The 24037-nt window shown below is 56.8% G+C and carries 24 protein-coding genes; 4 read left to right on the forward strand and 20 right to left on the reverse strand.

Annotated elements, in window-relative coordinates; genetic code table 11:
* The first annotated feature begins 85 nt into the window (after positions 1-85).
* Positions 86-3151 carry an aminotransferase class III-fold pyridoxal phosphate-dependent enzyme gene (locus tag ACT2B1_RS16575; RefSeq protein WP_481668204.1) on the forward strand — a complete coding sequence of 1022 codons (3066 nt, stop codon included), beginning with the start codon at positions 86-88 and terminating at the stop codon, positions 3149-3151.
* Positions 3152-3203: 52 nt separating this feature from the next.
* On the opposite strand, the gene ACT2B1_RS16580 is transcribed toward ACT2B1_RS16575, so the two are convergent.
* Positions 3204-3602 carry a hypothetical protein gene (locus tag ACT2B1_RS16580; protein WP_481668205.1) on the reverse strand — a complete coding sequence of 133 codons (399 nt, stop codon included), beginning with the start codon at positions 3600-3602 and terminating at the stop codon, positions 3204-3206.
* Between the two features lie 74 nt (positions 3603-3676).
* Positions 3677-3844, reverse strand: coding sequence for a hemin uptake protein HemP (gene hemP / locus ACT2B1_RS16585; protein WP_171126255.1), 168 nt, complete (start codon positions 3842-3844; stop codon positions 3677-3679).
* A 220-nt stretch (positions 3845-4064) separates the two neighbouring features.
* Here hemP and gph point away from each other — a divergent pair, with 220 nt between their 5' ends.
* Complete coding sequence (gene gph / locus ACT2B1_RS16590) at positions 4065-4742, forward strand: phosphoglycolate phosphatase (protein WP_481668206.1); 678 nt, start codon at positions 4065-4067, stop codon at positions 4740-4742.
* 269 nt (positions 4743-5011) lie between these two features.
* Here gph and ACT2B1_RS16595 read toward each other — a convergent pair whose 3' ends face one another.
* The 5 genes from ACT2B1_RS16595 to ACT2B1_RS16615 form a co-directional block, all read right to left on the reverse strand.
* Positions 5012-5767, reverse strand: coding sequence for an ABC transporter ATP-binding protein (locus ACT2B1_RS16595; RefSeq protein WP_171123749.1), 756 nt, complete (start codon positions 5765-5767; stop codon positions 5012-5014).
* Positions 5768-5776: 9 nt separating this feature from the next.
* Positions 5777-6532 carry an ABC transporter ATP-binding protein gene (locus ACT2B1_RS16600; RefSeq protein ID WP_171123751.1) on the reverse strand — a complete coding sequence of 252 codons (756 nt, stop codon included), beginning with the start codon at positions 6530-6532 and terminating at the stop codon, positions 5777-5779.
* 12 nt (positions 6533-6544) lie between these two features.
* Positions 6545-7750 carry a branched-chain amino acid ABC transporter permease gene (locus tag ACT2B1_RS16605; RefSeq protein WP_171123753.1) on the reverse strand — a complete coding sequence of 402 codons (1206 nt, stop codon included), beginning with the start codon at positions 7748-7750 and terminating at the stop codon, positions 6545-6547.
* Positions 7751-7753: 3 nt separating this feature from the next.
* The gene (locus ACT2B1_RS16610; RefSeq protein ID WP_171123755.1) at positions 7754-8785 is read right to left on the reverse strand and encodes a branched-chain amino acid ABC transporter permease; all 1032 of its coding nucleotides are present in this window, start codon (positions 8783-8785) and stop codon (positions 7754-7756) included.
* A gap of 105 nt (positions 8786-8890) precedes the next feature.
* A complete protein-coding gene (locus ACT2B1_RS16615; protein ID WP_171123757.1) occupies positions 8891-10237 on the reverse strand; it encodes a substrate-binding protein in 1347 nt (448 codons plus the stop codon).
* Positions 10238-10906: 669 nt separating this feature from the next.
* Here ACT2B1_RS16615 and ACT2B1_RS16620 point away from each other — a divergent pair.
* Complete coding sequence (locus ACT2B1_RS16620) at positions 10907-11752, forward strand: helix-turn-helix transcriptional regulator (protein WP_171240953.1); 846 nt, start codon at positions 10907-10909, stop codon at positions 11750-11752.
* Positions 11752-12243: an A24 family peptidase gene (locus tag ACT2B1_RS16625; RefSeq protein ID WP_171211259.1), complete on the forward strand. Its 492-nt coding sequence runs from the start codon at positions 11752-11754 to the stop codon at positions 12241-12243. Before ACT2B1_RS16620 ends, ACT2B1_RS16625 begins: the two co-directional genes overlap by 1 nt.
* Positions 12244-12246: 3 nt before the next feature.
* Here ACT2B1_RS16625 and ACT2B1_RS16630 read toward each other — a convergent pair whose 3' ends face one another.
* From ACT2B1_RS16630 to urtC, 13 genes are all read right to left on the reverse strand, one after another.
* Positions 12247-13230, reverse strand: coding sequence for a type II secretion system F family protein (locus ACT2B1_RS16630; protein ID WP_171240955.1), 984 nt, complete (start codon positions 13228-13230; stop codon positions 12247-12249).
* Between the two features lie 12 nt (positions 13231-13242).
* Positions 13243-14271, reverse strand: a complete 1029-nt coding sequence (locus tag ACT2B1_RS16635) for a type II secretion system F family protein (protein WP_171240956.1) — start codon at positions 14269-14271, stop codon at positions 13243-13245.
* Between the two features lie 11 nt (positions 14272-14282).
* Positions 14283-15680, reverse strand: a complete 1398-nt coding sequence (locus tag ACT2B1_RS16640) for a TadA family conjugal transfer-associated ATPase (protein ID WP_171126260.1) — start codon at positions 15678-15680, stop codon at positions 14283-14285.
* A gap of 49 nt (positions 15681-15729) precedes the next feature.
* Positions 15730-16932 carry a CpaE/TadZ family protein gene (locus ACT2B1_RS16645; protein ID WP_481668207.1) on the reverse strand — a complete coding sequence of 401 codons (1203 nt, stop codon included), beginning with the start codon at positions 16930-16932 and terminating at the stop codon, positions 15730-15732.
* An 11-nt stretch (positions 16933-16943) separates the two neighbouring features.
* Positions 16944-17582 carry a TadE/TadG family type IV pilus assembly protein gene (locus tag ACT2B1_RS16650; protein WP_171240958.1) on the reverse strand — a complete coding sequence of 213 codons (639 nt, stop codon included), beginning with the start codon at positions 17580-17582 and terminating at the stop codon, positions 16944-16946.
* On the reverse strand, positions 17579-18070 hold the full coding sequence (locus ACT2B1_RS16655; RefSeq protein ID WP_481668208.1) for a TadE/TadG family type IV pilus assembly protein: 492 nt from the start codon (positions 18068-18070) through the stop codon (positions 17579-17581). The genes ACT2B1_RS16650 and ACT2B1_RS16655 overlap by 4 nt, the downstream gene beginning before the upstream one ends.
* A complete protein-coding gene (locus tag ACT2B1_RS16660) occupies positions 18067-19623 on the reverse strand; it encodes a pilus assembly protein TadG-related protein (protein ID WP_481668209.1) in 1557 nt (518 codons plus the stop codon). Before ACT2B1_RS16660 ends, ACT2B1_RS16655 begins: the two co-directional genes overlap by 4 nt.
* A 27-nt stretch (positions 19624-19650) precedes the next feature.
* Complete coding sequence (cpaB, locus tag ACT2B1_RS16665; protein WP_481668210.1) at positions 19651-20502, reverse strand: Flp pilus assembly protein CpaB; 852 nt, start codon at positions 20500-20502, stop codon at positions 19651-19653.
* Positions 20503-20665: 163 nt separating this feature from the next.
* Complete coding sequence (locus ACT2B1_RS16670) at positions 20666-20848, reverse strand: Flp family type IVb pilin (RefSeq protein WP_174834558.1); 183 nt, start codon at positions 20846-20848, stop codon at positions 20666-20668.
* Between the two features lie 54 nt (positions 20849-20902).
* The gene (locus ACT2B1_RS16675; RefSeq protein WP_174834559.1) at positions 20903-21085 is read right to left on the reverse strand and encodes a Flp family type IVb pilin; all 183 of its coding nucleotides are present in this window, start codon (positions 21083-21085) and stop codon (positions 20903-20905) included.
* 283 nt (positions 21086-21368) lie between these two features.
* Positions 21369-22064 carry an urea ABC transporter ATP-binding subunit UrtE gene (gene urtE, locus ACT2B1_RS16680; RefSeq protein ID WP_481668211.1) on the reverse strand — a complete coding sequence of 232 codons (696 nt, stop codon included), beginning with the start codon at positions 22062-22064 and terminating at the stop codon, positions 21369-21371.
* A 3-nt stretch (positions 22065-22067) separates the two neighbouring features.
* Positions 22068-22808 (reverse strand): urea ABC transporter ATP-binding protein UrtD, encoded by a 741-nt coding sequence (gene urtD / locus ACT2B1_RS16685; RefSeq protein ID WP_171123781.1) that lies wholly within the window; start codon positions 22806-22808, stop codon positions 22068-22070.
* Positions 22805-24034, reverse strand: coding sequence for an urea ABC transporter permease subunit UrtC (gene urtC, locus ACT2B1_RS16690; protein WP_481668212.1), 1230 nt, complete (start codon positions 24032-24034; stop codon positions 22805-22807). Before urtC ends, urtD begins: the two co-directional genes overlap by 4 nt.
* Positions 24035-24037: the final 3 nt, after the last annotated feature.

Below are 24037 nucleotides of genomic sequence, written 5' to 3' on the forward strand. Positions count from 1 at the left end.
CCTCTTGGGCCGTGGCCCAATTCACCCCCGAGGATATTTAGGGCCAGATGAAGAGGACCCCGCTGAACGCGGGACAGGAATTCGAATGAGCGACTTGATTGGTTTCTGGACAGGCGCATTGCGCCAGCATTGGGGTCTGGATGCGCGACTGACCCGTTTGGATGGCGAATACGACCTTAACTTTCTGGTGCAGGCGACAAATGGTCAGGACTATGTGCTCAAAGTCATGCGCGCCGGATGTGAGCAGGAACTCGTGGACCTTCAGGTCAAAGCTTTGGATCACATCGCGCACGTTGCGCCAGGATTGCCCTTTCCGAAGGTGATACAAGATCTTGAAGGTGTGGTACTGCCACAAATTGAAGATCAGGAAGGTGCGCCGCGTCTAGCGTGGCTGCTGGAACGCCTTCCGGGGCAATGTTACGCCAAGGCCGCGCCTAAATCCGAAGACCTGATACTCAGGCTGGGGCGCGTATTGGGGGCAACAGATCGCGCATTGGAAGGGTTTTCGCATAGCGGGTTGAACCGGGCCAGCTTCAAGTGGGACCTGACGCAGGCCGGCTGGATTTTGGAAAAGTTGGACGCGATTACGGACACCGCGCAGCGGGTGCTTTTGACAGAGATTTGCGCCGAATTTACAGCGACCTCAGCTGCGCTTGCCACGTTGCCGAAACAGGCGATCCACAACGACGCCAATGATTACAACATTCTGGTCGAAGGCGATCTGGGTCAGCGCCAAAGCGTATCCGGGCTGATAGATTTGGGCGACATGTGTGCCGCCCCCCGCGTGTGCGATCTGGCGATTGCCGGGGCGTATATCGTTCTGGATCACCCTAGACCAGAACATGCGCTGGCCGCTTTGGTGCGCGGGTATCACGCGGCCAATCGTTTGCGTCCGGAAGAGGTTGACCTGATCTGGCCTTTGTTACGGATGCGGCTGGCGGTATCGGTTGTGAACTCGACCTTGATGGCGGCTGAAAACCCTGATGATCCGTATGTTACGATCAGTCAGGCCCCGGCGTGGCGGTTCCTGGAGAACAAGGCGGTGAATGGTGGCCTGATGTCTGCGCGGTTGCGTGTGGCCTGCGGGCTGCCTGTCACCGACGGCGCCGAGCATGTCCTTACCTATCTGCATGAGCATCGCGGACAGTTTGCCCCAATGTTCAGGCAAGACTTGACCGATGTGCCGATGGGGTCTTTGTCGGTGGAAAACTGTGTCTGGCCGCAGAATCCTTTCGACATGCCTTTGGCCGAGGCCGCGCGCGTGGGCGAGGAGTATGGTGAGGGCCCGTGGCTGGGTTATTACAACGAGCCGCGCCTGATCTATGCCGAGCCGGGATTCCGCAAGGGACCGTGGAAAGCGTCAGATCGGCGAACGGTACATCTGGCCGTGGATGTGTTTGCCCCGGTGGGCACCTTGCTACACGCACCGTTAAGCGGACGTGTTGAGGCGGTCGAGAACCGTGACGCCCATCTGGACTACGGCGGTGTGGTGATCCTGCATCATGAAACGCCCGAGGGGGATGCGTTCTATACGCTCTATGGTCATCTGGACCCCGAGGTGTGCGAGCGACTGAAACCTGGTGATCCCGTAGCTCAGGGCGCGGCATTCGCGCGTCTGGGGGATGCCAGCCAGAACGGCGGCTGGTCCCCACATGTGCATTTCCAGCTGGCGATGACCACGGACGGAATGCAGAATGATTGGCCAGGTGTTGGTGATCCCGATGAGATGGAGCTGTGGCACGCGGTTTGCCCGAACCCCGCAGCCCTGTTGAACCTGCCCGATGACAAGGTGTTCTATCGCCCGACAGACAAACAGGCGATCCTGAAGGGGCGGCACGAGCACTTTGGCGGCAATCTCAGCCTGACGTATGACGACCCGGTGATGCTGGTGCGCGGGTGGAAACACCACCTGTTCGATGAATGGGGGCGCCCTTACCTGGACGCCTATAACAACGTCCCCCATGTGGGCCACGCACATCCGCGAATTCAGGCGGTGGCGGCGGATCAGTTGCGGAGGATGAACTCGAACACCCGCTATCTGCACCCGGCACAGACCGCTTTTGCAGACAAGGTGCTGTCGAAACTGCCCGATCACTTTGAGGTCTGTTTTTTCGTCAATTCCGGCACCGAGGCCAATGAACTGGCCCTGCGGCTGGCGCGCGCGCATACCGGGGCCAAGGGGATCGTGACGCCGGATCACGGTTATCACGGCAATACGAATGCGGCGGTTGCGATCTCGGCCTACAAGTTCAACAAGCCCGGCGGCGTGGGTCAGGCGGATTGGGTCGAACTGGTCGAAGTGGCCGACGATTATCGCGGATCATTCAAGCGCGACGATCCCGGCCGCGCTACAAAGTTCGCGGATTTAGTGGACCCTGCGATTGCCGCTTTGCAGGACAAAGGGCACGGCGTTGCCGGTTTCATCGCCGAGACGTTCCCTTCGGTCGGGGGTCAGATCATCCCGCCCAAGGGTTATCTGCCCGCAGTCTATGAAAAAATCCGCGCCGCCGGAGGGGTGTGTATCGCCGACGAGGTGCAGACCGGGCTGGGCCGTCTGGGTGAGTATTACTTTGGCTTCGAGCATCAGGGCGCGCTGCCCGATATTGTGGTCATGGGCAAACCCATCGGCAACGGGCACCCTCTGGGTGTGTTGGTCACGACCAGGGAAATCGCGCAAAGCTTTGACAACGGGATCGAGTTCTTCTCGACCTTCGGTGGATCAACCTTGTCCTGCCGGATCGGGAAAGAGGTGTTGGACATCGTCGATGATGAGGGGTTGCAGGACAACGCCCGCGTGATGGGCGCGCGGCTGATGAACGGGCTGCGCGCGATTGAGGGTGATTTTGCCTGTGTCGGCGACGTGCGCGGCATGGGCCTGTTTCTGGGGGTCGAATTGATCAACCCCAACGGGTCCGAGGGCACCGAGATCTGCAAATACGTCAAGAACCGGATGCGCGATCACCGCATCCTGATCGGCAGCGAAGGGCCCAAGGACAACATCCTGAAAATCCGCCCGCCCCTGACGATCGAGGCGGATGACGTCGACATGATCCTGTGGACGCTGCGCGATGTGCTGTCCGAGGTGGGTGACTATGCCCCTGCCCCGGCCTGCGACCATGATCACCACCACGCCGGATGCGGCTGCTGTTGAGCCAGAAAAACCCCGGCGCGAGGAGCGTGCCGGGGTCTAACGCGCCCGCCACTTAGTGCAGCACGGTCGCTGGGGGTTGGTGGCCAGTCGTCGGCATGGGGACCGCTGACGTCATACGTCGCAGCGCCAGCCCCAGTTCTTCGGATAGCGAAGCCAAAGCCGGGGCAAAATCCGCCCGCACAATTAGCGATGCCATCATCATGGCATCCTCGCGTGCGCCTTCGGAGGCCGATGCGATCATCTGGGCAAAACAGTTTTCATCAGCACCCAGGCACGAGCATCCCAGCCCATGCCGGATCAAGGGCCGACGTCCATGATGGGCGCATAGGGAACACAACCTGTCCAATGTCATCATAGCCGCGTGTCCCATATCCGCGCCCAGCGCGATCTGAAGATCACTGGCCGCATCCACACGTGACTGACCGCCATCGCTCCATAAACGCAGGTACATTACGGCACCGGCCTAGTGCGGGCTTAGATCCGACAGGCGACCGACGGGTGCCCCGCCGCGCGACGTTTTACTGCTCATTTTGTCAGGATCAACTTACCGGCGCGGGTGATGCGCAACGTATAGAGCTGATCACCCAGTTCGATATGCGCAAGATTGCCTCCCTTGGTCAGGTCTTCGGCCTTGTGCGAAGGCAACATGGACACAGCGTAGGACTGAGCGGGGTTTGGGGTCTGCATATTCATTAGGGCAACTCCAGAATATCTTGGCGCATGGCCGATTGTGTTCGCAATTCAAGTTTCTGGCTGGCCCGGTTCCGGGTTTGCTGACTGACTTGCCGATAATCTGATAAATTTACTCAGGTATGTCAAGAGGCATAATCGGATGCTTAATCGACCTTCCTCAATTGCAAGGCGCTCCGGTTGGAGATAGGTGTCTCGCGACGATCAAATGGGGGATTTTTCGATGACCGCAACAATCATGTTCGACCTTGACGGCACGCTTGTCGACAGCATCCCCGACATCGCTGCCGCGGCGAACAAGATGCTGCAGGACACCGACACAGCGCCCTTGCCACAGGACACGATCAAACAGTTTGTCGGTAACGGCCTTCCGAAACTGGTCGAACGGGTGATCCTGCACTGCGGTCTTCCCTTAGCGCACCACGCGGACCTGACGCAAAAAACGCTGGCATACTACAATGCGGCCTCCAGCGACCGGACCGTTCCTTATCCCGGCGTTGCCGAAGCCCTGGCAGAACTGCAAGAAATGGGGTGCGTCCTTGGCGTATGCACCAACAAACCCGAGGCCCCTGCCCGACACATTCTAAGCGCACTTAAGCTGGATCGTCATTTTGACACCGTGTTCGGAGGAGATACGCTGCTGGTCCGCAAGCCGGACCCTGCCCATTTGAACGCAAGCTTTGATGCTGTTAAATCCGCTGGTCCGCGCCTTTATGTCGGCGACAGTGAAGTCGACGCCGAAACAGCGCAGCGGGCAAAGGTGCCGTTCCTGTTGTTTACGGAAGGGTATCGAAAAACACCAATTTCGGAAATTCCACATTCGCGCGCCTACGACCACGCCAGTGAATTGGCCGCGCTTGTAGTTGACGTGCTGGACGAGATGGGCCAACCGACCTCGTGAAAGCGAGGGGCCAGCATAGGGGGTAAGTCGCCAGCCCCTCAGGGGAAAAGTGGTAATGTCCGCGGTTATTCCTTGGATAAGCCCGTGTTAACCACTTACGCTGGGGCAAGATATAGGGGGTTTCCCGTAGTCCCCTTTAACCTCCTGTTAGTTCGAAACTTTTAAGCGAAAATTTCGTAAGAAGCAGCCGTTTCGCCAAAAGAAAAATGGCGGAATGAAAAACCCATCCCGCCATAACAGAACTGAACAATTTTTCCGTTCGGCCTGTGTCAGATGGCCAGATACTCTTCGCGCAGTTGGGAGTTCTCAAGCACCTCGCTGGCGGTGCCGTCAAAAACGATGCTGCCCGTATCCAGAATGATAGCTCGATCCGCCAGTTCCAACGCTCGCACAGCGTTCTGTTCGACGATGATCGTTGTCATGCCTTGCTGTTTGACGTGGACCAGCGTCTTTTCGATCTCATCCACGATCACCGGAGCCAACCCCTCGTAAGGCTCGTCCAGCAACAATACCTTGATGTCGCGGGCCAGGGCCCGCGCGATCGACAGCATCTGCTGCTCACCACCCGACAGGGTCACGCCCTCTTGCTTGCGGCGCTCACCCAGACGGGGAAACAACTCGTAAAGCCGCTCTAGTGACCACCCGATCGGAGGCGCGATCTGGGCTAATTGCAGATTTTCCTCGACCGTGAGGCCGGGGATGATCCGCCGGTCCTCGGGCACCAGACCCAGGCCCGCGGCCGCCGCTTCGTAGCTGGTCATGTTGTGCAGCGGTTGATGATCCAGCCAGATTTCGCCATGGCGCACGTCAGGCTCACCCACCCGTGCAATCGAGCGCAGGGTCGAGGTCTTGCCCGCCCCGTTCCGGCCGAGCAGAGCCAAAATCTCGCCCTCATGCACGTTAAAGCTGACACCTTGCACGATGTAGCTTTCGCCATAGTAGGAATGCATGTCCCACACCGACAGGAAGGCAGGCGCGGTGGTGGCCATATTCGCGTTTTTTGAAAAGTCAGGTTTCTCGTTCATAGCTTTTCCTTACGCAGCCTCGCCCAGATAGGCTTCGCGGACCTTGGGGTTACCGCGAATATTCTCCGGAGTGTCCTCGACCAGTGGCGTCCCCTGCGCCAGAACGGTGATCCGCTCGGCCAGACTGAAGACCACATGCATATCGTGTTCGATGATGGCGATGGTGATATCGCGTTCATCCTTGATCTGTTTCAGCAGGTCGATCGTGTTGTTCGTATCGGCCCGCGCCATGCCCGCCGTGGGTTCATCCAGCAGCAGCAGACGCGGGTTCTGGCTGAGGCACATGCCGATCTCAAGCCGCCGTTTATCTCCGCGTGACAAGGATGCGGCGTGCATCTCGCGTTTGTCGGCCATGTTCATCTCTTCCAGCATGGCTTCGGCCTGTTCGACGATGTCCTTCTCATTGGCAATCGTTTCATAGGCGTGCATCCGAAACGCACCATCCCGCATGGCAAAGATCGGGATCAGCATGTTCTCCATCACCGTCAATTCGCCAAAGATCTCGGGCGTCTGGAAAACGCGACTGATGCCCATCTGATTGATCTGGTACGGTTCAAGCCCCAGGACCGAGTTGTTGTCGAACAGAACCGACCCGGTATCCGGCATCAGCTTGCCCACCAGACAGTTCAGCAGCGTCGACTTGCCCGCACCGTTTGGCCCGATGATGGCGTGAACCGAGTTTTCCTCGACGTTCAGGTTCACATCCGTCAGCGCCTTGAGGCCACCAAAGCGTTTACTGACGTCTTTTACTCGCAGAATTGCCATGATCGCCCTCCTTTATTCCGCTGGCTCAGTCTTGCCCGACGGTGCATCGTCGGTGCCTGATTTTTTGCGCTTGAACCATTTCATCAGGCGCTGCCCACCTTCTACAAGGCCACCCGGCAGATAGATAACGACAAGCATGAACAGGATACCCAGGGTCAGGTGCCAGCCTTTTCCGATGAACGGGTGGATTAGGAACACAACGGCGTCTTCCAGACCGTCAGGCAGGAAAGCGAACCAACTGTGCAGGACGTTGTCGTTGATCTTCGAGAAGATGTTCTCGAAATACTTGATGAAGCCCGCGCCCAGAACCGGGCCGATCAGCGTACCGGTACCACCAAGGATGGTCATCAGAACAACCTCGCCCGAGGCTGTCCACTGCATCCGTTCCGCCCCGGCCAGCGGGTCCATCGCAGCCATCAGGCCACCGGCCAGACCAGCATACATGCCCGAGATCACAAAGGCCGCCAATGTATATGGCTTGGAGTTCAGACCGGTATAGTTCATCCGCTGCTGGTTTGACTTTACCGCCCGCAGCATCATGCCAAAGGGCGAACGGAAGATGCGGATTGCCAGATAGAACACCACCATCATGACAATTGCACACAGGTAGTAACCTGCGTTGAAGTCAAAGCTCCAGGCGCCCACATCCAGCGTATAGGTCGCCCGCATGGGCAGGCCGAACAAATGCGGCAGGTCCGGCGCATTGGCGCCCTGCAGAATTTGCGGATCATCCGCATAGACCTGAAGGCCGGTTTCACCATTGGTCAGGTTGAACTTGGGGTTCGACAGCACCGAATAGGCCAGAGCAAAGCTCATCTGTGCAAAGGCCAACGTCAGGATCGAGAAGTAGATACCCGAACGCCGCAGGCTGACAAAGCCAATCAGAAGCGAGAACAACCCGGCGACGACGACACTCAGCGCGATGGCCGGAATGACATTATAGCTGAGCAGTTTGAACATCCAAACGGCCGAATAGGATCCCACGCCCAGAAAGGCCGCGTGGCCAAAGGACAGATACCCGGTCAGGCCAAACAGGATGTTGAAGCCAATGGCAAAAATGCCAAAGATCACAAAACGCTGCATCAGGTCAGGGTAGCCCGCGTTGAACTGCGCCATGGCGCTGTCCGACGGGAATGGGTTCAGGATGAAGGGGGCCAGCAGCGTCAGGATGCCGACGATGATCAGCAGGCTGGTGTCTTTTTTGTTCAGTCCCAACATTGATTATTCCTCCATCACGCCTTTGCGCCCCATCAGACCGCGCGGTCGCGTCAGCAGCACGATAATGGCGACAAGGTAGATGATGATCTGGTTGATGCCCGGTATCGTGGTCGTGGCCCAAGTAGTCGAGGCAAAGCTTTCAAGAATGCCCAACAGGAACCCGGCCAGCACCGCTCCGGGCAGCGATCCCATGCCGCCCACAACAACCACAACGAAGCTGAGCACAAGGAAATCCATACCCATGTGATAATTCGGCGGGTTAAGCGGCCCGTACATCACACCAGCCAATCCTGCCACCGCGGCGGCGATGCCGAACATGATGGTAAAGCGACGGTCAATATTGATGCCCAGCAAACCCACGGTTTCGCGATCCGCCATGCCCGCCCGAACGACCATACCAAAGGTCGTGAATTGCAGGAATGAGAACACAGCGCCAATGATGGCTACGGCAAATCCGAAATAGACCAGACGCCAGATCGGGTAGATGATCGCGTTCGGATCGAAGCCGATCATGGTGCCCAGATCAACCGAACCGCTCAGCGCGTCAGGTGGCGGGGTCTGGATCGGGTTGGCACCGAAGAAATACTTGACGATCTCTTGCAGAACAATGGCAAGGCCAAAGGTCACCAGGATCTGGTCTGCATGAGGGCGCTTGTAGAAATGTTTGATCAGACCACGCTCCATCACGTATCCGACCAACAGCATGATCGGGATCGCAAACAGGATCGCCAGGGGAACGGACCAGTCGATGATGGTCGCTCCGACCTCGGGCCCGAACCACGCCTGAACATAGGGGGTTTCCACTTTCAGCGGATTACCCAGAAAATCGGTCTGGGTTTCGTCAAGGGTTACGAAGCTCAGGTTCATGAGCTTTTGCAGGGTAACGGCGCAGAAAGCCCCGATCATGAACAGCGCCCCGTGCGCAAAGTTCACAACCCCTAGCGTTCCGAAAATCAGCGTCAGCCCCAGCGCGATAAGCGCATAGGCCGACCCTTTGTCCAGACCGTTCAGAATTTGCAATAGGATGGCGTCCATTGGCCCCACCTCGAGATTGGTCAGCGTAGATTGAGTGGCTTAGCAGGCCATCATGCCTGCCGAAAATGTCTGGCCGCCGTCAGGCAGCCAGACCATTACCTCAGGTTATGCGCCCGGGTTGCACTGACCCAGTTCGCCACCGGCGAACATTGGGTGCTCGGGATCGTATTCGACCTGCGCACGTGGCGTGATCTCAACGATTTCCAGCGTGTCATACGCGTTGGTCGGGTTTTCATTACCCCGCACAACCAGCACGTCTTTGAAGCACTGGTGGTCGGCACCGCGATACCAGGTCGGGCCGTTGCCCAAGCCGTCGAACTCGAAATCTTCCAGAGCTTCGACAACACCGCAGGGATTGAAGGTCCCCGCACGCTCACAGGCATCCGCATAAAGCAGGGTCTGCGCATAGCAAGTCTGGGCCGAGTTTGATGGCGGTTTGCCATACTTCTCGCCAAAGGACTTCACGAAGGCCTTGGTGCCTTCATCCTGCAACTGCCAGTTCCAGTTCATCGAACCCAGAACGCCCTTGATGTTCTCGCCCGCACCGGCGGCCATCAGTTCGGAATAAAGCGGCACGACGATCTTGAAGTCCTTGCCGTTGGCAACCTTGTCGAGCAGGCCGAACTGGATCGCGTTGGTCAGCGAGTTCACCATGTTGCCGCCGTAGTGGTTCAGAACCAGCACGTCCGCGCCCGAGTTCAGAACCGGAGCGATATAGGACGAGAAGTCTGTCGACGCGAGTGGTGTTTTCACCGTGTTGACCGTTTCCCATCCCAGAGCTTCGGTCGAAGCGACGATCGACTCTTCCTGGGTCCAGCCCCAGTTGTAGTCAGCCGTCAGGTGATAGGCGCGGCGCTCGTTGCCCATCTCTGCCGCCAGCACCGGTGCAAGGGCTGCACCTGACATATAGGCGTTGAAGAAGTGGCGGAAGCCGTTGGCCTTCTTGTCCTTGCCGGTGGTGTCATTGGCATGGGTCAGACCCGCCATAAAGATCACGCCCGCTTCCTGGCACAGGCCCTGAACCGCAACGGCCACGCCCGAGGACGAACCGCCATTGATCATCACCGCGCCGTCTTTTTCGATCATCGACTTGGCCGATGCGCGTGCGGCGTCCGACTTGGTCTGCGTATCGCCGGTGACGAACTCGACCTTCTTGCCAAGGATACCGTTCCCCTTCAGGGCCTTGGACGAAAACGTGTTCAAACAGCCTCCGTCGCCTTCGCCGTTCAGATGCTCAACCGCCAGTTGCTGCGCGAGCAACTCGTCATTACCTTCTTCGGCGTAAGGACCTGTTTGTGGGACGTTGAATCCCAAAGTGACAGAGGACCCTGTCGGTTCGTTGGTGTAGGCAGCAGCCGACGAAGCGGTAAAGATCGTAGGCAGGGCCAGACCGGTTCCCGCAACGGCACCGGACTTCAGCACGCCGCGGCGTGTGACAGATTTATTGGTCATTAATTCCTCCCATTTCCCATTTTCCGCCCTCTGGCTCCTCTTCCATCGGACGAAATCGCATTTCTGCGTGCAGTAAGTATGGTGGCGCTTCTGAAAAATTCACAACAACCCATTAATTTCGAAGGAATCTTATGTAAACAAATACACAGAAACGAGAATGTTTTGTAACTGTTTTGATACCAGTGATCGTTAGGCTCTATTTTCATTCAATTAAATAGTAAAAATGCTCACCCTCGGCATTCAGGCCCATCCCGATATTTCTGCAAACCATGAGTCCATACTTACTGAAATACCCCTCCACGAAGTACCAGGTTGAAACTTGCAGGCCGAATGCCTCGCATAAACCCACACGCGTAACATCGCTCTGATATTGCAGTCGACGGCCATCAACCCGACTCAAAGACTCTTCTGACACCAGCACAAAACGGCTGGAATTGCCTCTGCTTTCCGGCCCAATCCCAGACACAGTGAAAGGTTAAACGACGCATTGTCGTCGCAACGGCGACTAATTAGTCACAACTTACAAGCGATACCCTCGAATTAGTTAAAAATTAATTTTCGGTTCATTTTCAAGTGATACTTCTGGTAGGCCGAGTAGAATCGGTAAAAGTGAAAAGACTTTATAAATCATTAACCTGCAGTTTTTTACGAGTAACGGAACGGTGTGACATGAATGGGGGGAAAGCTCATCGCGGAGTGTGGCTGCCTAACACGCTTCACGCAAGAGCCATCATAAATTTCATTCACTGGAGCCAAGGTGGTCTGGTATTAGACGCCGCGCTTAAAGGCATTGTTGAAGCCTTCGGTGCAGAATGCGGCGTGATCAGCCGGCTCTGGCTCAACAAGGGGGCGCATCGCGTTGCCGCCCGTGCGGACACGCGTGATCCCGCCGTCAGCCGCCCGCTGTTCTTGTCCTTTGCCAACGATGCATTGGGCCCTTTCCGCAACATGCCGAAACGGGCATCCGTTTTCAGCCTGCGTGAGGATGGTGAAGATCCCAGCGATTTGTCACCCGTCCTTGTCGATTGGGTAACTCATCGCAAGATTAAGGACATTCTGTTTGTCTGCCTGGATCACCAAGGGGGCGAGATCGACTTTCTGGAGCTGCATTTCGGGCAAACCCCCGAACCTGGTTTCAAGGAAGCCATTGAACAGATCGCTCCGCAGCTTTCAGAAACCTACCAAAGCCGTCGACCGGGTTTGGTCACCGAAGCTTTGTCGCGCCAAACAGTGTCGACAATTCGGAAAAGCACAACGGACACTCCAATCCTAAGCACAGGAAACCCGGCTGGGTTGACCCGCGCTGAATGGCGCGTATGCGCGCTGGTTTCGCGCGGCATTTCTCCGCAAGGGATCGGCACAGAGCTTGGAATTGGGCCAGCAACTGTTAGAACGCATCTGAAGCATATCTATTCGAAAACAGGTCTGGATAACTTTCACATGCTGGCAAGACGTTTGGTTTCAGTCGAAGAACGCGAAGCACTGCACGGAAAGCAGCATCAGGCAAGGGCTTGATGCCAGACACCGACTGGCAAAATTGGCTGGCATTGTGGCTGTTCGCACCGCTGTTCGTCGCAATGGCCTGGACGGATTTCACCCAACTTCGGATTCCAAATACCTACTGCATTGTGGGCCTGATCCTGTTTGTGGCTGCCGCACCCTTTCTGGCATGGAACGAGCTTCTTTTGCGCTTGCTGATCGCGGGGGCGTGCTTTGTGATCTGTTTCGGTCTGTTTGCCATCAACTGGCTTGGCGGGGGGGACGCCAAGATGCTACCCATCGTCTTTCTTGCTGTTCCTTCGACCCAGATACCGAACTACCTGTTCTTGTTTGCGGCCGCGATGGCGGTCGGTCTGGTTGGCATGGCCTTGTTCCGCCGTCTTGCGCGCGATACTTCCCCTCGTTTCAAGTCGACCGCCCAATCACGTGAGTTTCCAATGGGCATCGCAATCGGGTCGGCAGGATTAGTCCTGATCGCCATATCAGTCGCGGAACTGACCGGTTAACGATCAGTTCCCGAACGTTTCAGCATAGCGGATAAAGATCGGCGTCAGGATTAGGCCAGCGATTGCTGGCAGCATCAGGAAGGCCATCACACCCGACATTTTCACCGGCAGTTTGTTCGCCATTTCCTGCGCCCGCAATTCGCGCAACTCGCGCATCTCTTCGGCGTATGTGTTCAGTGCTGCCGCAAGCGGCACACCGAATCTTGTCGACTGAAGGACAACGCTTACGAAGGAACTCATCTCTTCGATACCGGTGCGACGGGCCATGCGCATGAGGGCTGTGTCACGGTCGCGACCGGCCTGAATTTCACTGAGCGCAATCAGGATTTCTTCGGACATTTCGGGCGAAACCAGCTGCATTTCCACAGCGACCTTCAGAAGGGCCTGATCAAAGCCCATTCCTGCTTCGACGCCGATCTGAAGAAGATCCAGCATGTTGGGAAAGGCATTTTCCATGAGCCGCTTACGCTCTTTGATGCGCGCGTTCATCCAGTACTGGGGGCCAAAGAAACCAATCGCGCACAAAATGGCGACATTACGGATGATTTCCATCAAGTCCAAGCTGGACATATATTTGCCGATGGAATTACCGACACTGTTCGCCGGCTGCCAGTTCAGCAACAGGATGAACAGCAAAGGCAGTGACGTGGCCAACATCAACCGCAGGAAATAATACCCCGCAATCGCGTTCTTTCCCCGAAAACCCGATTTCGCCAGAACCTGCCCAACTTCGAAGCGCTCACTGGCATCGCTTGGGATCAGGGCCGCGCTCAACCCTACCGGAGCCTCGCCTTCGAGGTCATTGGTTGTTGTACGGGCCAGGTTTTGACGCTGACGGCTCGGCATCATACGTTCGGCCGCTGTGGAGCGTTCGCTTAGCGACGACGAAATTCCCAGAAAAGCGATAATGGCACCAACAGCAACAAGGCCAAGGATCAAGGCTTGTGTTGCCCAGCCACCATCCAAAAGTGAACTAATAAATTCCATCGTAAATGCTCCTTATATCCGGAAATTCACGAGCTTGAACATCACGAAGGCATTGAGAACGACTGCCACCGCAATGACGCTCATTGCCGGCCAAAACGCCGGAGCGTCCATTACATCGCCATAATATGAAGGCGTAATAATCGTCATGAATACTGCGATCAGAACCGGAATAGCTGACAGAATATAAGCAGTCATCCGTCCTTCGGCCGAAATCGCCTTGATCTTGCGGCGCAAAGACATGCGCGCACGGATAACGCGGGACAGTGTGCGAAGAATACCCGCAAGGTCGCCCCCCGTGCCGTGCTGCATCATCAGCGCAACGGCCAGGTATTGAACGTCTTCTTCGTCAATACGGTCGGCCATTGCCTTCATGGCCGTCGTCAATTCTTCGCCAAAGGCCACTTGGTCAACGACAAGGCCAAATTCTGTTCCGATGGGATCCGGCATTTCTTCGGCGACGCTTTGCAAGGTCGCGTTCAGCGGGTGCCCCACCTTCAACCCGCGCGACATCAGGTCCAGCGCATCGGGCAGTTGCTTGATCAAGGCAGCTTTACGCTGACGGAGCGTGGCGCCCAAAGCAACAAGCGGCCCGATCAGAAAAACCAAAGCAGAAATCGGAACCACCTGCAGGGGGTTAGCCACCATCGACCCGCCGATCGCACAAATCAGAAACGCTGCGACGCAGGCCAACAGAAATACTTCGGGAACCATGTTCAAACCAGACGCCTTGAGCGCGGCAGGCAAATCGCCGACAAAAGGAAACTTCCGCAGCAGCGGTCTGGCTTCCTGCGGTTTCAGCAGGTTCAGAACGTCTTCTCCGGTTGAACCCTGGTTCAACATCTGAACGCGACGATTGATCGCCTCTTCGCGGTTTTCACCGCGCTTCAGAAACTGCCGTATTCCTTCAAAGGCAATAAGCGCACCCAGGAAAATGGCCAGTGCCATAACCAACTGGGCGTCAAACCCGGCCACTTCCAACTCTGGGCCTAAAATGGCGTTGATGTCGATGTCTGCAAAGAAAGCCCGAATTTGCTCAAACATAGCCGACCTCCTTAGTTGAATTGGACCGAAGACAAGTCCACGCCGGCCGCGGCCAAAACATCGCTGGATTTGGGGCGAATGCCGGTTGCAACGAACTTACCCAGTACCTTGCCGTTTTCGTCCTTGCCTTGACGCTTGAAGACAAAGATGTCCTGCATGGTCACGACGTCTGCTTCCATACCGGTAACTTCGGCAATGGACGTTACACGACGGGTGCCGTCAGACATACGGTTCAGCTGCAGCACAAAGTTGATGGCCGACGCGATGGTTGACCGGATCGCCGTGTGCGGCAGCTCCATCCCACCCATCTGAACCATCTGCTCGACCCGCGCCAAAGCGTCTCGGGGCGTGTTGGCGTGAACTGTGGTCATCGATCCGTCGTGACCTGTGTTCATCGCTTGCAGCATGTCAAAGGCTTCCGAGCCGCGAACCTCGCCCACCACGATACGGTCGGGACGCATCCGAAGCGCGTTGCGAACCAGATCACGCTGCGCCACCGCACCAGTTCCGTCCAGACCTGCCGGGCGAGTTTCCATGCGCAGGACGTGTTCCTGCTGCAGTTGCAGTTCCGCGGCGTCTTCGATCGTTACGATGCGTTCGCGAGCACCGATATAGGATGACAAAGCGTTCAGCATGGTCGTTTTGCCCGAACCGGTACCGCCCGAGATCAAGACGTTCATCTTGGCTTCGACCAGCCCGCGCAACAGGGCCGCAGCACTGTCATTCAGGGCTTCGTTCTGAACAAGACGCTGCATCGTCAGCGGAACGCGTGCAAACTTCCGAATTGACAGCGCCGGGCCGTCCAGCGCACAGGGGCGGATGATCGCATTGACCCGGCTGCCATCCTCCAGACGCGCGTCCACCCAGGGCTGGCGTTCGTCAATACGGCGACCCACGCGGCTGACGATTTTGTCGATAATTCTAAGCAGGTGACGTTCATCACGGAACCGGGCCGACGTTTTTTCAAGAATACCGGCACGTTCCACGAAAATCTGTTCATGCCCGTTGACCAGGATATCGTTGATCGTTGGATCGGCCAGCAGCGGTTCAAGAGGACCAAGCCCCAGAACCTCATGCATCAGTTCCTCGACCAGTTGCTTGACCTCTTCGCTGCGCATCGCGCGACCTTCGGCACGAAGAAGTTCCGTTGCGTGTTTCCCAATCTCGCCGCGAAGCGTTTCTTCTTCGACCTTGTCGATGACGGCCAGATTCAGCTTATCCAGCAACGAGTTATGCATCCGCGCCTTCAGATCAATGCGTTCCAGCTCCATTGCTTGCTGGTTCGCCTTTTTCTCAGCATCAAAAGCTGCAATATCGGACAGGTTGTCGGCAACCTGCTTCGTGTCCAAAGCCACAATCTTGGCTGCGCCAGAAGATGTGCGACCTGTTCTGTCAAATTCACGAAACATATTCCAAACCCTTATTACTTGTTAATTCACGTCTACAGATGGCGACCGATCACTTACCGGCACGAGGCGGCATTGCGATACGGGTTTCATCTGCCAGCTTCTTGATGGCGCGCGTCGCAGGTGCCCGGTTTGAGACCTCCTGCAGCGGGATGCCGCGATCAACGGATTCACGCACTGTGCGATCATCCTTTGGCACCCAATAGGCAAAGTCTTTTTCCAGCAGTTTCGACGCTGCTCGATGGTGCGCGGCGGGGAACAGCGGCTTCTTCTCAAGGCTGGCGACAAGCTGAATATCAATCGCCGGATTTTCGGCTTGATAGAAGTCCATCAGTTTACGGGCGGACCGAACCGATGGAACCGCGACGTCCGTGACCAGGTACAACCGGTCTGCCTGAGCAAGAACAGGTGTGATCCACTCGACCAGAGCACGAGGCAAATCCACGACGACGTAGTCATGGGTGCGCCGCAGGCTATCAAGAATGGCCGAGATTTGCTCTTCCTTGATTGCAGACAGCGGCCCATAGCGCGACGGCGCGGCCAGAACGTCTACGCCACAGGGCGCTTTCACCATGGCCTGTTCCAGAAACGCACTGTCAGGGATGCTTTCTTCCATAGCCATCCGCCACATCGCATCACTTTCTTCGACGTCCATCAGGGCCGCGATGGACCCGAACTGGAAGTCAAGATCGACGACGGCGACGTCGTTCGCGGCCTTTTTCTTGAAAAAACCTTCCTTGCACTGCAGTTCGTTGGCCATATTCGCGGCAACAAGCGAAGACCCTACCCCTCCTCGGGACTTCGCTACGGCAATGACCTTGCCAAGAGTCGCCTGACCGCCCCAAACGGCGGGCAACTGAGCCTGGCGGCGGGCACGGATTGCGTCTACCTGAGGAACGATTTCTTCGTTAATCGCCTTACGGGGCAGAACATCATCTACGCCCAGCTTCGTGAGCTGACGCGCCTTTTCAAGCGGCAGGTCTTCAGGGGCCAGAGCGATAATGATTGCGTTCGGCATCCGGGCATCGCAGATGGATTGCGCGGTCTCAAGCATGGCGTCCGAATTCTCGTCCACGTCGAAAAGCACAACATCATGCAGCGCGGTCAGCGAGACGGCCGATCCGTTGGCACCCTCGACCGTGTCCTTCTGACCGGTGAACGTGCAGTTATCCTGACTGGCCAGGGATCCTTCGATCGCCGAATAGATTTGTTCGTCAGGCGAAATTAACAATACTGAAATCTGCTTAGCACTCATTATCTTTCTCCTTACTCTACCGCCCCGACAGCCAGATCTTCGGCAGGTACCGAAGTGCTCATGGCGGGAAGGGAAATACTGTTTGGGGTATTGGAAGTGACCCCGGGGTTTCCGGCTGCCAAGGCAGCCAGTCCTGCCAAAGGCATCACGAAATTGAAGTCGACATTAATGAGATCTGCTGTGACAACCGGCGTATAGGGTCCACCGAGGAATCCAAGCCGAGAGTCATGCGAATAAGTGAACTGAACATTGGTTGCCGTCGTTCCAGGCGGAAGCAACGGGCCGATCTCGTCCCAGATACGCGCGCCATAGGCCGTCGACGTGTCCAACGTGCACGGAGCCGGAAGGTTGGGGACCGCACAGATATTCCCGCTGCGGCACAGCGTTCCAAATCGTGTGTCACCCGGCGCAGTTCCAGACAGGTCATGCGACGCAGGCAGCGCGCCACATTGAGGCGGACCGACGGTTGCCAGTCTCGCGGCGGTATGCATCGCTTTCTGCGCAGCCGTTGTTGACCAATACAGGCGACCGTAGTCGATGACGCCAAAAATCAGGAACAGGAATATTGGAATGACGATGGCCAATTCGACCAATGCCGCGCCACGGTCCTGTCGGCCAAGCAACCTTGCGATATGGGCTAGCTGTCTCATACGCCGTACACCCTGCTTTGATCCGAAATCACGGTGGTAATGGATGTCAGCGAGTCGCCGAACCACCCGAAAACCCCACCAAAGATAAAGTCGATCTCAACCTCGGCCGTAACTTCGACGATAGACGCCGGGTTGACCCGATAGGTTCCTACACGGGGGATACAGGTCGGGGTGACATCCACGACAGTCGTCCCACCCGGCATGATCGACGAGCCACCCAACTGGTTGGTGACGATAGTGGTCGCAAGCGTGTCATAGGTCCCGACGGTTCCGGCATTACACAAGTCAAGCGGAGCAATGCGGGCAATCATGCGGGACGCATCCCGAACACCACCTGCCGTCGCCTGATGGATCCAGGTGATCCGGCCGCCTTCGATAATAACCGCGATGAACAGCAGCAGGACCGGAAGGATGATGGCAAACTCGACCATCGGCGCGCCTGACTCACAGCGCTTGAGCCGCGTGATATGAGCGATCAGGCGTTTCACCGGTACAACCTCACGACGTCGCGGAAGATTCCGTCGTCTTCGTTGCCGCCCAGACCGTCACCACCGACCTGGCTGACAACTTCCAAATAGATGTCAAAGTCAGTACCGGCCGAGTTCGCCAAAGGCTGGATCAGGAAGCCTTTTATGTATTCCTTTACAGGCACATCCGTCGCGCGACCTTGTACATTATTCGCAGCACAGTCGATGGCAGCAAGAATAAAGGTCCGACGGTCAGGATCGGTATTCGCAGGCGTATTACACTGCGGAATACCTCTTTCGCTGCGACCTTCCAGAATATTGCCGCCGCTAAACTTTGCGATTTCGTCCAGATACATCTGGTAGCGCGTCGTTCCCGCTGGCTCTGCAATGAGTCCATTCGCGATCGAAGGATGCGGAGTCAGATCATTGTTGGGACCGTTGCCATAGTTCATGTCCAGGTAAGCCGCTTTACCATTCGTCCAGTTTCCATCGCCAAAGCGACCACCGTCACCGCTTGCAAAGCTGCAGGAATTATCGGCAAAGCAATCATCCGGCGGGAACGGCATAGTGTCAGTCGACAGCGTTGGTTGGCCACTGATGCAGCTATTGCCGCCACCATTTCCGTTGCCATTACCGTTGCCGCCAGACCGAACCCAACCAGAAATGACCTGAGGGCCGGGCGCATAGGCCGGATCGTTTTTCTTGTTGTTCAAAGTTGAGGTGAAGTAATCAAAGCGCGAATTGTAGATCGCACCGCCAATCCCCTGACGCTGACCCGGCTCGGTATCAACGCCACGCTGCGCGATGCACCGACCCTTGTTGCCCTCGGCCGCGATCAGACAAATGTAAAGATTGGAACCGTTCAGACCGGCACAGGGCCCAAGCGGGTTAACCCCATAGTCCGTCGGATCAAGAAAGCCAAAGTTACCGGGGCCCCAGGGCGCATTATTCCCGCCGGTGCGTAATTTGATGGTTGATCCAACAACCGCAGGATTGCTGGCAGACCAACCCGGAGGAATGCAGAACATCAGCGGAGTCACGTCACAGGCGTAAGACGTGTACCCTGCAATCGCCTGGGCACCGACCTGTTCATTGGGAGTCGCTGCACCGACCAAAGATGCCAGCGCACGAGCAAACGGGATGAATACAGTTCTTGGGGTCGCTGTCACTTCAACCATGACAGCCAAAGCCGGGTCGGTCGTGACAAAGCTGTCTACGGCATCATCGTCGTCAGGATCTGCTGCCGGGGTCGGCAAACCTGTCAGGAAACGAAGCGAGAAATCCGCCGCCGAATCCAGGGATTTATCACCATCGGCAAAGAACTGTTTGTCCGCAATCATCGCACCAGCCGCATTTGTAGCACGTGTGATTGAATCTGCGTTTCCGTCCAGCTCTCCGGCGGCGGCCAAGGCTACGTGGTCGGCGTAGGCCTGAAGGTCAGTTTGCGTCGACGCCATACGTCCAAGGTCAAAGGTCAAAGCGGCAAATCCGATGATCATGGCCAGACATAGGGCCGCAAAGACCAGGATGGTTCCGTCTTCTTCTTTCCTGAAAGTACGTAACGAGAACATCATTAACCCTCCGGACAAATTCGACGCGCCTTAATTCACGGTGCTGGACGTATCAGTGACAGGTGTCTCTTCTTCTGTAGTGTTGTTTACGACCGGAACCTCTTGGACGTCCGTAATGCCGCGGCGTACCTTCACCACAGGCTGCGGCGTGCCGTCATCAACCGGTGACTTTTCAAGCAGGATGTCGCTCAGGCGCACGGTTTCCAGCGGCTTGTCGTCCAGTTCATCCAGCGACCGCAAAGACAGGCTCAGCTGTCCGGCTTTCTGCGCCAGCGCCAGGCGTTGGCTTTCATCCGGTGTCACTTCGACCGTTACGGTGCGGGCAATTCCTGGCTGGTCCAATTCTTCATCGGTTTTCTGGTCAACGCCGACAACTCGGATGTTTTGCAGGATGGTCAGGGCGCGCAGAGTATCGTCGCTGCCACGTGTCAGTACGATGTCGACAAAATCGCCGGGGGTGACGAAGCCACCAACGCCGGTCTGCGCGTTGACGTTGATCGCCATAGCACGATTGCCTTCACTAAGCGTCTGAACAATGGTGACTTTTTCACCAAATTCCGAAACTTTGGATGCCAGCAGAAGTTCTCCCTGCGCCAGGGCACGCTTCGCGCGGCGCGGCTCGCCGCCTGGTGTGGGAACAACATCGTCGAAACTTGTAAATACGCCTGGCGGAACAGAGTCGGCCGGCCAATCAATCGTAGTAAGCTTGTATCTTTCGATCGGGCTACCGAAGGCGATGTTATCCGCCACGGCGACGACACTAACGATGGTGTTGTCGACAGCCGCTGCTTGGTTTCTTTCAAGCTGGTCTTGGGCCCAGAATACTGCGCCCCCCGCCAAGGCGACCCCGAAGACTGTCATCAAAAATGATTTAACTCGCATTTTGCCCTCCAATTTCCGAAGTCGGCTTTGGCAGTCAGATTTGGGCGAATTGCTGTGTAACTTTACAAAACGGTAATCAAACTGACGCTACTGATTAAGTTGGGCGCTACCCCCCGCTAAAAGCGCGGGGGTTAGCTGTTTTAAGAACTCAGGCCGCCCAGAGTTAGCGCTGAGTGATCGCTACCCCGGCGTCCGAGTAGTTCGAGTTCGTGTTGTCAGCCAGTGTGGTCAAGAATGTGCCACCTGCGATAATCGCAACCAGCAGAGCAACTCCGTATTCCACCAAGGTTGCACCGCGCTCGTCTTTGCGCAGCTTCAGGAAAATCTTGCGAATAGAATTAGACATGTTTTTCTCCAGAAAAGATATGGTTGTGCAGCCAGCGCACAGGATTCACGCGACTTAGCGGGTTTGAATCGCCGAAGTAGCGTCGCTAAAGTTCGAGTTCGTGTTGTCAGCCAGTGTGGTCAGGAAGGTACCACCGGCGATAATCGCAACCAGCAGTGCAACACCATATTCCACCAAGGTTGCGCCGCGCTCGTCTTTGCGCAGCTTCAGGAAAATTTTGCGAATGGAATTCGACATAACTTTTACTCCAGACTGTTTTACCAACGTGCGAAATCCGCACACACGAGGCAGACATCCCCGTTAACAAATGGTTACCAAGCGGAAAGCTGCCAAACCTCCCCACAAACGCAAAAGTTTTCCCGTATAACGGGAATTTTTTGTCGTTTGGGGCAGATTTGTGTCCTAAATTCGGCCTCAGTCAGGTGAGTCGCGCCATGATTCTTAAGGATTCTTTAATGCGATCACAAAAAATCCCGCCTCACATACGCAAGGCGGGACAGAAAAATAAAATCTATTTAGTTTAGACAGTTACACCCTGAAGGACTTGCTCACGCGACAGATCCAGCCTGCTGCCCTTCATCAGGATTTCACCACGCCTCAGCACGACAAAGCGGTCAGCAAGGTCATAAGCAAAGTCAAAATACTGTTCGACCAACACAATTGCCATTTCACCTTTGGAGCGAAGGTGGCGAATGACTTCTCCAATCTGTTGGATGATATTTGGCTGAATGCCTTCGGTCGGCTCATCCAGCAGCAGCAGCTTTGGTTTGGTGATCAAAGCGCGTGCGATTGCCAGTTGCTGCTGTTGCCCACCGGACAGATCACCCCCCCGGCGATTCTGCATCTGTCTGAGCACTGGGAACAGCTCGAAAATTTCATCGGGAATGTGATGTTCGGTTTTTGGAAGGCAGGCGAATCCGGTCTCCAGGTTCTCACGCACGGTCAGCAATGGGAAAATCTCTCGGCCTTGCGGGACATACGCCACACCTTTCCATGCCATGCGATGCGCAGGCAGGATGCCCAGCTCCTCTCCGTTCAGCACCATTTGCCCGCCGGATCGTGGGTGCGTCCCCGAGATCGCCTTGATCAGGCTGGTCTTGCCAACACCATTGGTGCCCATCACGCAGGTCACCTCGCCTTGTGCAGCCTGCATCGAGATGCCGTTCAAAATTTGCGAATGCCCGTAATGCAGGGTCAGATCGTTAAGTGTCAGCATCGCCTAGCGCCCCAGATAGACGTCGATGACGTCCTGATTTGATGTCACGTGGTCCAAAGACCCCTCGGCCAGAACCGCGCCTTCGTGCAGGACCGTGACCTTGCAGTTCAAACGGCGCACAAATTCCATATCGTGTTCCACCACCACCACGGCACGGGTTTTCGCGGCCTGCACCAGCAGGTCGGTAGTATGCTCACGTTCCTGCGGCGTCATCCCGGCGGCGGGCTCATCGACCAGCAGCAGGCGCGGTTCCTGCGCCAGAAGCATGCCGATCTCAAGCCATTGCTTCTGTCCGTGGCTGAGTTCGCCGGATTTGCGGGTCAGTTCATCTTTCAAGCCGATCTCGGCGGCCAGTTCTTCGACCTTGTCCAGATCAACCGTTGAAGGGCGATAGAACAGCACGCCCAACCACCCGCGTTTGTTCTTCAACGCCATCAGCAGGTTTTCCTGCACCGTCTGATCTTCGAACACGGTGGGTTTCTGGAACTTCCGCCCGATGCCTGCCTGCGCGATTTTCGCCTCGCTCATCCGCAGCAGGGACACGGATTTCTCGCCCCAGATCACGCGGCCCTCGTCAGGGCGGGTCTTGCCGGTGACGATATCCATGAAGGTGGTTTTGCCCGCCCCGTTCGGACCGATCACGGCACGCAGTTCCGCGTTGCCGATCTGAAAGGACAGGTTGTTGATGGCACGGAACCCGTCGAAAGTGACAGAAACGCCGCTGACCTCTAGCAGAGTGCTCATTCCGTGGCCTCCTTTTCGCGTAGTGCGCTTTCATCAGGCCCAAGGTCCGCGCCGTAGCGCTGTGGCGCGCGACGGTTGGTCCAGAGGTCGAACAGCCCCCCGATCCCTTGCGGGGCGAACAGCGTGACCAGCACAAAGGACACGCCCAGCAGCACCTGCCACCAGTCGACCCATTTGATCGTGTAGAACCCCAGCGGGATATCCGGCGCCTGCCCGCCGGTGAACCATGTGCTGAGCAGGCTGACGAAGGCCGCACCAATGACTGCGCCGTAAAGGCGGCCGCGCCCACCGATGGCGACCCAGACAGCCAGATAGATCGAGGCGATGGGGGCCATTTCCTCTGGGTTGATGATGCCCGCTTGCGGGTAATAAAGCGCGCCCGCGATGGCTGCGATGCAGGCGGTCAGGGTGAAGACGGCCAGCTTATAGACCTCGACCGAGTATCCAAGGAACCGCACCCGCGCCTCGTTATCGCGGATACCGCGGATGACCGAGCCAAACTTGCCCGACACGACCCAAGCGGCCAGCATGTATCCTAGCCCCAAGGCCAGTGCCGAGGCCCAGAGGAACCAAATCGACACCACGTCCTGCGAGGCCGTGACGCCGGGCAGGTTCTGAAGACCCGACAGGCCGTTGTTGCCACGCAACCCGCTGTCGTTCTGGAACAGGTACAGCGCCAGCGCCAAAGTCATCGCTTGGGTCAGAATCGACAGGTACACGCCCGTCACCCGGCTGCGGAATGCCAACCAGCCGAAGATCAGCGCCAGCAGGCCGGGCACCAGCACGACCAGCGCCAGTTGCAGGAACAAACTGTCCGAAAAGGCCCAGATCAGTGGGAACTCGGACGATCCGACCACGCCGAAGATTTGCGTGCCGATGGCGTCCACGACCTCGGCTGAGGTTGGCGGGATATCGGCCTGCGATAGCGACTCGACCACGATCAGGCGGGTGCGTTCGTACATTAGCCACATGCCGATCATGTAGCCGCCCAGCCCGAAAAAGGCGAAATGGCCGAGGGACAGGATACCGGTAAAGCCCCAAACCAGATCCATTGCGACGGCGATCAGGCACAGGCACAGGGTCTTGCCCAGCGTCTTGACGAAACTGGTCGAGATCACGCCGATCCCGAACCCTTCGGACAGGACGGTTACGCCCAAAGTGAACAGGGACAGGATGGCCAGAAAGACCAGCACCGAGGGATTCTTTGCGACAAAGCTGCGTTCCATGGC

Source organism: Ruegeria sp. S263, from assembly GCF_056780525.1.